We start from the raw sequence: 12,275 nt of genomic DNA on the forward strand, positions 1-12,275 counted from the left end.
CGCCCGGTTACATTCCGAACCCGGAAGCTAAGCCTCACAGCGCCGATGGTACTGCAGGGGGGACCCTGTGGGAGAGTAGGACGCCGCCGAACAATTCTTCGAGAAAACCCTCGCCGGGGCACCCGGCGGGGGTTTTCTGCATTTCCGCACGCGGACCGGGCGTGGGGGAGCCGCGGGGGGAGGACGCCGCGGGGCCTTCCGGTGGGGGTGGGCCGGGCCGGGTCCGGCGGGGGAGGTGCCGGAGAGGGGGGCGCTGCGGCCGCGGAGGCGCCGGGGGGGAGGGGGCGCCGGGGAGGCGCGGTGGTTCAGGGGGTCGCGGATCTGCGGAGCTGCCGGAGGCAGGCGGCGATCTCGGCCGGCGTCGACGGGCCGAGGGCGTCGGCGAGGCGGCCGTTGTGGAGGAAGACGACGCTGTCGGCGCTGGCGGCGGCTTCGGGGTCGGTGGTGACGAGGACCGCCGTGACGTCGAGGGCCTGGACCGCGCGGCGCAGCGAGGCGCCGACGGCGCGCGCGAGTTCGGGCGAGTCGTCGTGTCCGGGGGCGTCGACCAGGAGCAGCCGTGGTGAGCCGGCCAGCAGGCGGGCCAGCATCGCGTTGTGCTGCTGTGTCCGGCCGAGCTTGCGCAGCGGCCGCCGCCAGAACCAGAGCCGGGTGACCCGGCTGATCTGCCAGGCCTGGCGGCGGCCGAGCCGGGGCGTGCCCGGGTCGACGAACTCACGGACCGTCACGTTCGGGTGGACGGGCTCGTGTTGGCCCCAGAGCGCGCCGACGGCACCCCGTTCACCGTCGGCCCAGTGGACCGTGCCGGTGGACGGGGTGGTGAGGCCGGCCATGCACTCCAGCAGCGCCGTGGTGCTGGCGCGTTCGTCCCCCATGACGGCGCAGAAGCGTCCTTTTCGAACGCCGAGCGAGAACTCGCGCAGCACCGCCGTGGGACCGTTCGTGCCCGGGTGGATTTTCGACACGTTTTCCAGCGTGACGGCACAGCCAGGTGCGGCTTCCCGCTCGGCCGGTGCTCCTCCCATCATGAATCCGCTCCCAGGCTTCCGTAAATGATGCGTGCGGCGACAAGGCATCGTGCTTGCATGCCCCGAACCTACTCGCTCGTAATGGGTTTAGGCCATGCTGCCCGCATCCGTTTGTATGGTGCACTTTCCTAGACCATGCGTGCCGGATCAGGATCGTGCCGGTGGTGGTGCCGCCGGTTCGTCGGTTCGGGGATCGTCGGAATAGGGCGAATTGTCAGAGAATTAGTCAGACCAGCGGATCTCCGCGCAGAAGGGCCCCGCCCAGCGGGGTCAGGGTGTGGTGGACCTTGTTGAGCGAGCGCAGCGTGGTGATGAGGCCGGCGGCCCGCAGGACGGCGGTGTGCTGGCTCGCGGCGGCCGTGGAGATGCCCACCAGCTCGCCGACCTCGGTGGTGGTGCAGGTGGTCGTCAGGACCTGCAGGACGGCCGCCCTGGTGCGCCCCAGGAGGGCTCCCAGGGCCTGGTCGCCGTCGGGCGCCGGATCCCACAGGTTCTCCCGCTCGCGGGGGACCGGGATGGGGTAGAGCAGCAGCAGGGGGCGGTTGCCCTGCTGCTCGATGAGGATCGGCGACCGGGAGAACAGGAACAGCGACGGGGCGATCTCCAGGCCGGTCGCCTCGAGCTTGATGTCGTTCCCGGTGCCGGGGACCTCCAGGACCGGCGGGCGCCAGCGGATCGCCGGGTGGAGCGTGCTGAGCAGCTGGTCGACCCCGCCGCTCATCATGATCTGCGCCCGGGCGTTGCGGTCCACCTCCAGGAGGGTCGAGACCTGGCTCCAGTACGGCTCGACCGCGATGCGGTGGAATGTCTCCAGATCGCGCAGGACGCGCGGTCGGAAGTCGGTTCCGGAGCCGGCCGAGGCGGAGTGTTCGAGAATTCGGTAGAGGTCCGGGAAAGGTCGTACGGTGCGGGCGAGTTCGGCCAGTGCCCGGCCGTCCCGTTCACCCGCGACCCGGCGGCGCCAGGAATGGAAAACCGGTCCTCCGCCGCCCGTGGCGAAGGTTTCCAGTGCGCACAGTGCCTCTCTCATCGGATCCGGATGTGCGGCCGACGACACTTTGGCCAGACTTGCCGGACTGAAGAATATGCGTCGCATTGCCAAGTCCCCCTTGAGGTCCGACGCGTTCGTGATCGGAGGTAATCGTTCTCAGGCCGGCATGGCGGCTGCTTCGATCACGTCCTCGGACGCACGGTCGGGCTCGTCGGGGAGAATCGGATAGAAGAGCGTCGGTCCGTCGGCAATGGCGTGGTCGTCCACCAGGACCGGGGAATCCGGCGCCAGGAAGTAGGACGGGGCGATCGTCAGCCCGACGTCCTCCAGCCGCAGGTCCTCGCTCTGCCCGGGAATCTCCAGCGAGCAGGTGGACAGCCGGAGCGTCGGGTGGAGGGTGCTCAACAGGCTTCGCGCGCCGCAGTCCTGGAGGATTTCCAGCCGCTTCGTGCGCTCGCTCTGGACGGTGTGCGAGATGACGTCCCAGTGGGGGGCGACCATGATGCGGTAGAAGGACTCCAGGTCCGGCAGGAGGCGGGTGTCGGCGCTGGTCCCGCCCTGTCGGGCGCGCCGGATCATGGTGTCCATGTCGGGGAACGGGCGGATGGTCCGGGCGAGTTCGACGAGCCGCCGGGTGGAGCCCAGGCGGTGGGCCGGGGCGAGCCGGCGCGCCGGGCCCGCGGGGCGGGTTTTATGCCATCGCAGCCGGCGTTTCGACTGGCGGTGTCGGGAGGCCAGCAGGTCCAGGGCGAAGAGTGATTCGCTGACCCAGTCAGGGGTCGGCATGATACGCGTTCTCAACAGGCTTGCCGACGTGAAGTGCAGACGTGGCACGAGTCCCCCATGAATGCCGTTGATGTGTGCGGGTCGGGAACGGGATCCACGGTGAGGTGGAAAGCCGACCCTGCGGTTCCGCAAGGTCGGCATGGCCATGCCCGTTCCCGTACCTACTACGCTACGTCGCACTTTAGGGGGGTGACAGTCGAGTCTTCGCCAGTTCGAAGGTGCAGTTCTCTGCACCTGATCCGGATAGCGGACTCGACTCGCTCCGCCCGCCTCCCGGGGCGGTCGTGACCCCAGGGGCGGAAGTGACGAGAGGGGCCGGAGGGGCCGGTGGGGTGATCGGCGCGGACCCCTCCGCGGGGTCGGACGCGGTCACGCACCCGGGTCCGGACACGGGTCCGCGCCCTCGGCGGACCAGCCAAGAGCGCGGAAGTTCCTCCGGCGCGGGACCGATGTCCCGTCAGAGCGTGATGAGCACGTTGATCAGAACGCCAACGGCGACCACGGCGAGGACGACCCAGGGCCACATGGGGCGTTCCTTAGTGGGCTTCCAGCCGGTCGAATCGGGCATGACTGCTCCTGGCTTGTATTGGTACGGGGAGGTTTACGGCCGGGCCCCTCGGAAGACGGGGGACCCAACGAGGGGCCCGGCCAAGGGAATCGGTGCGGGAACTGTTTGTGCCCTGTTCACCGATTCCGGTCTGGGTTCACCGCGGCGCTCGACGGGAACGCCGGCGGTGACGCTGGTTCGGAAGACCAGTCCTCACGGGTAGTCGTGGTGGTCGAGGCAGGTCTGGCGCAGTTCCTTGATGCGGTCGTTCTGCTCTCCGATGTAACCCACCACGGTGCGCGCCGTACCCTTCTCCCGGATGTCGGCGTTGCGCATCTTCTCGGCGGTCGAGTGGATCGCGTCGCGGAGCTTGTCGTCGGGCGCCTGTTTGGACAGCCCGTCGAGCTCGTCGGCCCGCTCGCGCATCTTCTTGCGGGCCTCGTCCACGTTGTCGGGGAACGGGTCGGTGAAGGTCTTGCCGAAGATCTTCGCGCACAGCTCGATCCGGTCGGCCGCCTTGGTGCTGACCTCGCAGGCGGACGTTCCCGCGCCGACCAGGAGCGCGGCGGCCAGGGCCAGAACCGCTGTTCTGCTCCGCCGGCCTCCTGGCCCGGCCCCGCGGCTCCTCCGCGTGGGGTGCATGCTTCCTCCCTGGCTCCCGTGGGATCCGATGTGATGTGCCCGTCCTCCCGGCGTCGCTGCCGCCGTCGGATGACTCCATCCTGACGCCCGGCGAAGTGGTTTTCATGGGGGCTTACTTCCGATCGAAGGTGCAGTTCTCTGCACCTTTCTTCGTGCACGCCGGCGACTGTCCTGCGCGTTTTCGGCCCCGCTTAAAGACGTGGTGGGGGGTGGGTGCGGACATGGAGGCTGAGATCCGTACGGCCGGGGCGACGGGCGGTACCCGGGGTTCCGCCCCAGGGCCGTGCTGCACGGGGAGCGCAGGAGAGAGGGACGACGATGGGCCCAGCACGGACACTCGCGGAGAAGCTGTGGGAGCGCCACGTGGTGGCCTCCCGGCCCGGCGGACCGGACCTCCTCTACATCGACCTGCACCTGACCCACGAGGCCACCTCGCCGCAGGCCTTCGACGGGCTGCGGCTGGCCGGCCGCGGCGTCCGGCGCCCGGGGCTCACCCTGGCGCTGGAGGACCACAACGTGGCCACCACGCCCGACGCGGTCCTCGACCCGGTGAGCCTCGTCCAGCTGCGGACGCTGCGCCGCAACTGCGCCGAACAGGGCGTCGAGCTCTACTCGGTGGGACACCGGCGGCAGGGCATCGTGCACGTCGTCGGGCCCGAGCTCGGCCTGGTCCAGCCCGGCATGACGATCGTCTGCGGAGACAGCCACACCGCCACCCACGGGGCCTTCGGCGCGCTCGCCTTCGGCATCGGCACCAGCGACGTCGAGCACGTGCTGGCCACCCAGTGCCTGGAGATCGCCCGGCCGCGCACGCTCGCCGTCGAGTTCACCGGCCGGCTCCCCGCGGAGGTGGGGGCGAAGGAGCTGATCCTCGCGCTGATCGCCCGGATCGGCGCCAACGGGGCGCAGGGCCACCTCATCGAGTACCGCGGCGAGGCGGTGCGCGGGCTCTCCATGGAGGCCCGGATGACGCTCTGCAACATGAGCATCGAGGCCGGTGCCCGGGCCGGGATCGTCGCACCCGACGACACCACCCTGGAGTACCTGCGCGGCCGCCCGCACGCCCCCACCGGGGCGCGCTGGGACGAGGCCGTCGCCGACTGGGCCACCCTGGTCACCGACCCCGGCGCGGTGTTCGACCGTACCGTCGAGCTCGACGTGAGCGCGCTGACCCCGCTCGTCACCTGGGGCACCAACCCCGCCCAGACCGTGCCGCTGGCCGACGTCGTCCCGGACCCGCGCGGCTTCGCCGACCCGCTCGAACTCGCCTCCGCCGAAAGGGCGCTGGAGTACATGGGGCTGCGGCCCGGCACGCCGATGCGGGACCTCGCCATCGACGTGGTCTTCCTCGGCTCCTGCACCAACGGCCGGCTCGAGGACCTGCGCTCCGCGGCCGGCGTGCTGCGCGGGCGCAGCGTCGCCGACGGGACCAGGATGCTGGTCGTCCCCGGCTCGATGCAGGTGCGCGCCGAGGCCGAGGCGGAGGGGCTGCACGAGGTCTTCCTGGCCGCCGGTGCCGAGTGGCGCCTGCCCGGCTGCTCGATGTGCCTGGGCATGAACACGGACCGTCTCGAGGGCGTCGAGCGCTGCGCCTCCACCTCGAACCGCAACTTCGAAGGCCGGCAGGGCGCGCGGGCCCGCACCCACCTGGTGTCGCCGGCGGTCGCCGCCGCCACGGCGGTGGCCGGGCGGCTCGCGGCCCCCGCCGACCTGGCCTGACCGCCCCCGGCCCGGCCGGAGAGAGGACAGCACAGCATGGAACCCTTCGTGGAACACCACGGACGCGCGGTCGCCCTGCGCCGCGACGACATCGACACCGACCAGATCCTGCCCGGAGAGTTCTGCAAGCGGGTCACCAAGTCCGGTTACCAGGACGGGCTGTTCGCGCGCTGGCGGGCCCAGGGCGGCTTCGTCCTGGAGGAGCCCCGGCACACGGGCGCGACCGTCCTGCTGGCCGGCCGGGACTTCGGCATCGGCAGCTCCCGGGAGCACGCCGTGTGGGCGCTGCGCGACGGGGGCTTCCGCGCGGTGGTGGCCACCGGCTTCGGTGACATCTTCCGCCGCAACGCCCTCAACAACGGGCTCGTCCCCGTCGACCTGCCGACCCCGGTGGTCGAGCCGCTGATGGACCTCGCCGAGTCCGCCGGGGGCCTGACGGTCACCGTGGACCTGCGGGCCGGCCTGCTGCGCTGGCCCGGCGGCGAGCACCCGTTCACCGTGGACGACCGGGCCCGGGCCCGGCTGCTGGAGGGGCAGGACGTGATCGCCGAGACGCTGCTGCAGGACGCCGCCATCGCGGCCTACGAGGCCCGCCGCCCGGCCTGGCTGCCGGAGATCCCGCGCGGCGCCTTCGACCGTGCGCGGCAGCAGCCGGCCGACGCGGTGGCGGGGGCGGCCCGATGACCGCCACCGCGCACCGCGACGCCGGCCGGCCCGATCCCGCGGCCCGCCCGGTGGGCGCTGGGCGGGTGGACGCGATGCCCGGCGGCGGACTGGCCGCGCTGCTCCTGGAGGGGCTGCCGCCGGGCACCGTCGACCTCGCCGTCGGCACCCCGGCCTACCCGGACACGCCGCCCGGGCTGGTCGAGGCGGCGGTGGCCGCGCTGCGCCGCGGGGTCCACCAGTACCAGGACCCGGCCGGCCTGCTCGCGCTGCGCGAGCGGATCGCCGCCGCGCTGCCCGGGGCGCCCGACCCGGTCGGCGAGATCACCGTCACCGTCGGCGGCAGCGAGGGCCTGGCCGTCGCGCTGCTCTCGCTGGTCGACCCGGGCGACGAGGTGGTCGTCTTCGAGCCCTTCTACGAGAACTTCCTCAGCGCCGTCGCGCTCACCGGCGCGCGTCCGCGACCGGTGCGGCTGCGCGAGTCCGACTGGGGCGTCGACCCGGAGGAGCTGGCGGCGGCGTTCGGCCCGCGCACCCGCGCGGTGATCGTGAACAGCCCGGCCAACCCCACCGGGGCGGTCCTGGACCGCGCCACCCTGGACCTGCTGGCCGAGCTCTGCGGCCGCTGGAACGCCACCGTCGTCTCGGACGAGGTGTACGCGGGCTACGTCTACGAGTCGGCCGGCTACCGCTCGGTCGCCGAGGTCGAGGGCCTGGCCGACCGGTCCGTGGTGGTCGGCAGCCTCTCCAAGAGCCACTCGGTCAGCGGCTGGCGGCTCGGCTTCCTGCGTGCGGCGCCGGCCCTGACCGCGCTGCTGCGCAAGGTGCACGTGGCGACCACCGGCGGCGCCGCCGCCGCCCTGCAGCACGCCGCGGCCGACGCGGACCTGCTGCTGCCGGACCGCTGGGACCACGCGGCGGGGATGCGCGAACGGCGCGACCGCACCGTGGCCCTGCTGCGGGACGCGGGCTTCGCCCTCACCCGGCCGGCCGGCGGCTGCTACGTGCTGGCCCGGATCGACGGGCTGACCGACGAGCCCAGCCCGCGGTTCGTGCGCACGCTGCTCGCCGAGACCGGCGTGCTGGTGGCGCCGGGCACCTCGTTCTTCCTCGACCCGGCCGACGGCGAGCGCTACGTCCGGGTCGCGTTCAACCGTCCGCTCCACACCCTCGACACCGCTGCCGAGCGGCTTCGCGCCCGCAGCCCGCAGAAGGGAGTCACCCAGTGACAACCGCCATCAGCATCTCGACCGAAGCGCGGTACGACGGGTTGGTCCTCGGGATCTCCGCCGACACCACGGGCAACCGGCTGGTCGACCTCGGCCGGGAGCAGGGGTCGTTCATCCGCGAGCGGATCACCGAGCACGGCGCGGTGGTGCTCAGCGGCTTCGACTGGCAGGAGTGGCCGGAGCTGGACACCTTCGTCAACGCGGTGGTCGGCCGGCCGCTCGACTACACCGAGCGCTCCTCGCCGCGCACCGAGCTGCACCCCGGGGTGTTCACCGCGACCGACCACCCGGCGACCGAGGAGATCTTCCTCCACACCGAGCAGTCGTACAACCTGAACGTCCCGCGCTACCTGTTCTTCTTCTGCCGGCAGGAGTCGCCCGACGGCGGCGCCAGCCTGCTGGCCGACTGCCGTGCCCTGTACCGCGGGCTGCCCCGGGAGACCGCCGAGCGCTTCGAGCGCGAGGGGTACCTGCTGGTCCGCAACTTCCGCCCCGGCCTGGGCCTCTCCTGGCAGGAGGCGTTCGGCACCAGCGACCCGGACGAGGTCAAGGCCTACTGCGACGCCAACCGGATCGAACTGGAGTGGCTGGAGCGCAACCACCTGCGGACCCGCCAGCTGCGCTGGGCGGTCGCCGCCCACCCGGAGACCGGCGTCCGTTCCTGGTTCAACCACCTGACCTTCTTCCACGCCCGCACCCTGCGCGAGGACGTCGCCGACTTCCTCCTGGAGGAGTACGGCCCGTGGGGCATGCCGACCAACACCTTCCACGCGGACGGCAGCGAGATCCCGGACGAGGTGGTGCACCAGCTGCAGGCCGCGTACCGGGAGCAGCAGGTCGACGTCAACGTGCACACCGGTGAGGTGCTGGTCGTGGACAACATCAGCGTGGCGCACGGGCGGGCGCCGTTCGTCCCGCCGCGCGACCTGTTCGTCAGCATGGCCGGGGCGCACGCCTGGTCGGAGCTCCGCCCGGTGGAGCGGACGTCGGCGCCGGCGGTGGCGCTGCCGACCGCGCCGCGGTGACCCCGGCCGGCACGACGGCCGACGCCGCCGACGCGGTGGCCGCCGAGCCGGGCCCGCCGCCGCTCGCCCGCAACCGCGAGTACAACCTGTTGTGGACCGCGAACGTGGTCTCCCAGCTGGGCGCGCAGGGCACGCTGATCGCCTACCCGCTGCTGGTGCTGGGCCTCGGCGGCTCCGCGTTCGAGGCCTCGCTGGCGGAGTTCGCGATCGCGGGCTCGCGGGCGCTGGCCGCGCTGCCGGCCGGCGCGCTCGCGGACCGGGTCAGCCGCAAGGCGCTGATGCTGGTCTCGGAGCTCGGGCGGGCCGTGGCCCTGGGCCTGCTGGCGCTCCTGGTGGCGCTGGGGCACGCGCCGCTGGCGGTGATCCTGGTGGTGGCGGTCGTCGAGGGGGTCTGCACCTCCCTGTTCGGCACCGCCGACCAGGCGCTGCTGCCGGGCGTCGTGCCGGCCTCGCAACTGGCCGACGCGGTGACCCGCAACACCGCCCGCTACTACCTGGCGACCATCGTGGGCCCGGGGATCGGCGGATTCCTGTACGGCGTCCAGCGGTTGCTGCCGTTCCTCACCCAGGCCGTCACCTCGGCGCTCGCCTTCGTGACGCTGCTGTTCCTGCGCCCGCCGGCGCCGCGGCCCGCCGCGGACGGCGCGGACGCCGGCGGCGGGGACGCCGCCGACGGGCCCGGCGAGGGGCCCGGCGAGGGGCCGCAGGAGAGCACCCTGCAGGCGATGGCCGCCGGGCTGCGCTGGCTGCGCGGCAACCGGCCGGTGCGGGCCACCGTGCTGCTCGGCACCGCCTTCAACCTGGTGTTCAGCGGCCTGCTGATCACCGTGGTGGTGATGGCGCAGCAGGACGGCCGGTCCGGCGCCGAGATCGGGGCCATCGGGGCGCTGATCGGCGCGGGCGGCGTGCTGGGCGCGCTGTCGGCCGGAGTGCTGCGCCGCTCGCTCACCCCGTTCACCGCGCTGATGGTGCTGACCTGGGCGAGCGCCGCCCTGGTGCCGCTGCTCGCGGTGGTGCCGACGGGCTGGCCGGCCGGGCTGGTGCTGGGCGCGGCGGCGTTCCTGGCGCCGACCGCGACCGCGCTGGTGGCCGGCCACCAGATGATGGTCACCCCGGACGCCATGCGCGGCCGGCTGGCCGGTCTGATCGGGGTGTCGATGGGCGCCGCGGCGGCGCTGGGCCCGCTGCTGTCCGGGCTGCTGCTGGAGACCGTGCACGGGGTGCCCACCGTGTTGAGCTGTGCGGCGGCGTTCCTGCTGATCGCACTCGGCGTCGCCGCCACCCCCGCGGTGCGCGCCTTCCCCGCCCTGCCCGACGACCGGGGGCATCCGCCCGGGAGTTGAGGCCCGGGATCCGAGGTCCGGGGAACAGCGGACAGGGGCGGCGCCCGAACGGCGCCGCCCCTGTCCGTCTTCGCGCGTGCCGGCCCTGACTTGCCTAGTCCGTCACCGTGCTGATCGTCCGTCAGGCCCGGAGGTAGGTCAGCACGGCGAGGACCCGGCGGTGCCCGCTGTCCGGCGTCGGCATGTCCAGCTTGGAGAAGATGTTGCCGATGTGCTTGTTCACCGAGCTCTCGGCGATGAACAGCATCTCGGCGATGGTGCCGTTGTTGCGCCCCTCCGCCATCAGGGCCAGCACCTCGCGTTCGCGCTGGGTCAGCGAGGAGAGCGGGTCGTCGCCGGCCCGGCGGACCATCAGCTGCGAGATGACCTCGGGGTCCATCGCGGTGCCGCCGTCGGCGACCCGCTCCAGCGCCTGCAGGAACTCCTCGGCGCGCCCCACCCGGTCCTTGAGCAGGTAGCCGACCCCGGAGGCGCTCTGCGCCAGCAGCTCGGTGGCGTACGCCCGTTCGACGTACTGGGAGAGCACCAGGACGGGCAGGTTGGGCAGTTGCTTGCGGGCCTCGACCACGGCCCGCAGGCCCTCGTCGCGGAAGGTGGGCGGCAGCCGGACGTCCACCACGGCGACGTCCGGGCGGTGTTCGAGCAGCGCGGGCAGCAGGTCGTCCCCGTTGTCCACGGTGGTGCACACCTCGTGGCCCTCGCTGTTGAGCAGCAGCACCAGCCCCTCACGGAGCAGGGCGTTGTCCTCGGCGATCAGGATCCGCATGGAATCTCCACCTTCAGTACGGTCGGGCCCCCGGTCGGGCTGAACAGCTCGGTGGTCCCGTCGAATGCGGCGACCCGCCGCCGGAGTCCGAGGATCCCACTCCCGGCGCCCTCGGTGGCGCCGCCCTTGCCGTCGTCCTCGACCCGGATCGAGATCGCCTCCGGGGCGATCCGCAGCCACACCAGGGCGCTGCGGGCGCCGCTGTGCTTGGCGATGTTGGTGAGCGCCTCGGAGATCACGAAGTAGGCGGCCGCCTCGGCCGCGGCGGGCGCGCGCGGCGGCGCCCCGGCCGACTCGTCGATGTCTATCCGGGTCGGGACCCCGCAGAGCGCGGTGAGCGCCCGGACGGCGTCGGTGAGTCCGCGGTCGGCGAGCACCGGCGGGTAGATGCCGCGGACCAGGTGGCGCAGCGACTCCAGGGCCTGCTCGGCCAGGTGCTGGGCGGCGTCGACCATCTCCGGCACCTGTTCCGGGCGGTGGCCCAGCGCGCGCTTGATCATGCCCAGTCGCAGCGAGACCGCCACGATGCCGGCCTGGGCGCCGTCGTGTAGGTCGCGTTCGATCCGGCGCAGCTCGGCGTCGTGCGCGTCCAGCGCCTCGGCGCGGGTCACCGCGAGTTCGCGGACGCGCTGGGCGAGCGCGACCCGGGCGCGGGCGGTCAGCAGCCGGCGCGACATCCGGGCGTGCACCAGGGCCAGCCCGCGCATCGCGGCCATCGCCACCACGGCGTAGCCGATGCCGATGAACAGCGCCAGGAACGCCTTCGCCCAACCGTCGACGTTCATCAGGATGATGGAGTTGCGCTCGTTCTCGGCGAGCTTCCACCACACCGGTGCGGAGAGCCAGTTGAAGGCGTTGCCGCAGATGCTCAGGGCGAAGATGGACAGCGCCGAGCCGACCACGCCGTGGGTGATCAGCCAGACCAGGTCCTTGCGGACCGCCGGGTCGCGCAGCGAGGGCTTGCGGGGGCCGGTGCGGCCGGGTTCGAGGTCGCGGTAGGGGCTGCGGACCGTGGTCTCCAGCAGCCGCCCCACCCGCCTGCGGTGGAACTCGGCGTAGCTGCGCAGCAGCCGCAGGGTCCGCGGCAGCAGCAGGAATCCGGTGCCGACCAGGCAGAGCGCGAAGACGACGGCGATCAGGTAGAACAGCACCAGACCGGCGAGGCCGGTCATCAGGCAGAGCAGCATGTAGCCGGCGGCCGGAGGGAAACGGGCCAGCGTCTGGCGGATCCACTGCTCCGGTTCCAGCCGCCGTAACTCCGCGATGCCGGGTGCCCGTACGGCTCCCAGAACTCCTCGTACGGCTTCTGAAACCTTCCGAGTGAACATCCCGATCACCCTACCACCGTCCCAAATCCGGCGCGGGGTGGCACTTTTCTGCACCATCGAGTCTCCAGTTCGTGCCCTGGTCCGGGCCCTGCCGCGGGACCTACCTTCGTGAACGTCAAGTGGTGCGTGCGAGTGGTGGAGGCCGGAAGTGAGCAGAAAGGCACGGGGAGCGCGGACGGAGGAGCTCCAGGGCGCGGCGCAGGAGGAG

The 12,275-nt window shown here is 72.6% G+C and carries 11 protein-coding genes and 1 rRNA gene; 6 read left to right on the plus strand and 6 right to left on the minus strand.

All coding sequences use genetic code 11. The annotated features are described in order from the left end of the window. A 5S ribosomal RNA gene (gene rrf / locus ACIA8Q_RS21615) occupies nt 1-92 on the plus strand; the annotation flags it as partial. Between the two features lie 213 nt (nt 93-305). Here the strand turns inward: rrf and ACIA8Q_RS21620 are convergent. The 4 genes from ACIA8Q_RS21620 to ACIA8Q_RS21635 all read right to left on the minus strand — a co-directional run bounded on the left by ACIA8Q_RS21620 (nt 306) and on the right by ACIA8Q_RS21635 (nt 3,994). Then, nucleotides 306-965 carry an ATP-binding cassette domain-containing protein gene (locus tag ACIA8Q_RS21620; RefSeq protein ID WP_360214046.1) on the minus strand — a complete coding sequence of 220 codons (660 nt, stop codon included), beginning with the start codon at nt 963-965 and terminating at the stop codon, nt 306-308. Between the two features lie 289 nt (nt 966-1,254). Then, a complete protein-coding gene (locus ACIA8Q_RS21625; protein ID WP_360214048.1) occupies nt 1,255-2,058 on the minus strand; it encodes a winged helix-turn-helix domain-containing protein in 804 nt (267 codons plus the stop codon). A gap of 117 nt (nt 2,059-2,175) precedes the next feature. After that, nucleotides 2,176-2,805: a hypothetical protein gene (locus ACIA8Q_RS21630; RefSeq protein WP_396317558.1), complete on the minus strand. Its 630-nt coding sequence runs from the start codon at nt 2,803-2,805 to the stop codon at nt 2,176-2,178. 760 nt (nt 2,806-3,565) lie between these two features. Next, nucleotides 3,566-3,994 carry a hypothetical protein gene (locus ACIA8Q_RS21635; protein WP_360214052.1) on the minus strand — a complete coding sequence of 143 codons (429 nt, stop codon included), beginning with the start codon at nt 3,992-3,994 and terminating at the stop codon, nt 3,566-3,568. 318 nt (nt 3,995-4,312) lie between these two features. Here ACIA8Q_RS21635 and leuC point away from each other — a divergent pair, with 318 nt between their 5' ends. Genes leuC through ACIA8Q_RS21660 form a run of 5 tightly spaced genes read left to right on the plus strand, consistent with a single transcriptional unit; the run spans nt 4,313 to nt 9,973 of the window. Beyond that, the gene (gene leuC, locus ACIA8Q_RS21640; protein ID WP_360214054.1) at nt 4,313-5,713 is read left to right on the plus strand and encodes a 3-isopropylmalate dehydratase large subunit; all 1,401 of its coding nucleotides are present in this window, start codon (nt 4,313-4,315) and stop codon (nt 5,711-5,713) included. Nucleotides 5,714-5,749: 36 nt separating this feature from the next. Next, on the plus strand, nt 5,750-6,397 hold the full coding sequence (leuD, locus tag ACIA8Q_RS21645; protein WP_396317559.1) for a 3-isopropylmalate dehydratase small subunit: 648 nt from the start codon (nt 5,750-5,752) through the stop codon (nt 6,395-6,397). After that, nucleotides 6,394-7,605, plus strand: coding sequence for a pyridoxal phosphate-dependent aminotransferase (locus ACIA8Q_RS21650; RefSeq protein WP_396317560.1), 1,212 nt, complete (start codon nt 6,394-6,396; stop codon nt 7,603-7,605). Before leuD ends, ACIA8Q_RS21650 begins: the two co-directional genes overlap by 4 nt. Then, on the plus strand, nt 7,602-8,630 hold the full coding sequence (locus ACIA8Q_RS21655) for a TauD/TfdA family dioxygenase (protein WP_360214060.1): 1,029 nt from the start codon (nt 7,602-7,604) through the stop codon (nt 8,628-8,630). Before ACIA8Q_RS21650 ends, ACIA8Q_RS21655 begins: the two co-directional genes overlap by 4 nt. After that, on the plus strand, nt 8,627-9,973 hold the full coding sequence (locus tag ACIA8Q_RS21660) for an MFS transporter (protein ID WP_360214062.1): 1,347 nt from the start codon (nt 8,627-8,629) through the stop codon (nt 9,971-9,973). The genes ACIA8Q_RS21655 and ACIA8Q_RS21660 overlap by 4 nt, the downstream gene beginning before the upstream one ends. Before the next feature lie 121 nt (nt 9,974-10,094). Here the strand turns inward: ACIA8Q_RS21660 and ACIA8Q_RS21665 are convergent, their stop codons facing one another. Continuing rightward, nucleotides 10,095-10,739, minus strand: coding sequence for a response regulator transcription factor (locus tag ACIA8Q_RS21665; protein WP_360214064.1), 645 nt, complete (start codon nt 10,737-10,739; stop codon nt 10,095-10,097). Next, nucleotides 10,727-12,067: a sensor domain-containing protein gene (locus ACIA8Q_RS21670; RefSeq protein ID WP_360214066.1), complete on the minus strand. Its 1,341-nt coding sequence runs from the start codon at nt 12,065-12,067 to the stop codon at nt 10,727-10,729. Before ACIA8Q_RS21670 ends, ACIA8Q_RS21665 begins: the two co-directional genes overlap by 13 nt. Between the last annotated feature and the right edge of the window lie 208 nt (nt 12,068-12,275).

The sequence above is a fragment of the Kitasatospora sp. NPDC051705 genome, assembly GCF_044453265.1.
Lineage (GTDB): Bacteria > Actinomycetota > Actinomycetes > Streptomycetales > Streptomycetaceae > Kitasatospora.

Excerpts from the sequence above, each read along its gene's own strand:
- ACIA8Q_RS21625 (WP_360214048.1), bottom strand. The coding sequence starts at position 2,058 with ATGAGAGAGGCACTGTGCGCACTGGAAACCTTCGCCACGGGCGGCGGA.
- ACIA8Q_RS21630 (WP_396317558.1), bottom strand. The coding sequence starts at position 2,805 with ATGCCGACCCCTGACTGGGTCAGCGAATCACTCTTCGCCCTGGACCTG.
- ACIA8Q_RS21635 (WP_360214052.1), bottom strand. The coding sequence starts at position 3,994 with ATGCACCCCACGCGGAGGAGCCGCGGGGCCGGGCCAGGAGGCCGGCGG.
- leuC (WP_360214054.1), top strand. The coding sequence starts at position 4,313 with ATGGGCCCAGCACGGACACTCGCGGAGAAGCTGTGGGAGCGCCACGTG.
- leuD (WP_396317559.1), top strand. The coding sequence starts at position 5,750 with ATGGAACCCTTCGTGGAACACCACGGACGCGCGGTCGCCCTGCGCCGC.
- ACIA8Q_RS21650 (WP_396317560.1), top strand. The coding sequence starts at position 6,394 with ATGACCGCCACCGCGCACCGCGACGCCGGCCGGCCCGATCCCGCGGCC.
- ACIA8Q_RS21665 (WP_360214064.1), bottom strand. The coding sequence starts at position 10,739 with ATGCGGATCCTGATCGCCGAGGACAACGCCCTGCTCCGTGAGGGGCTG.
- ACIA8Q_RS21670 (WP_360214066.1), bottom strand. The coding sequence starts at position 12,067 with ATGTTCACTCGGAAGGTTTCAGAAGCCGTACGAGGAGTTCTGGGAGCC.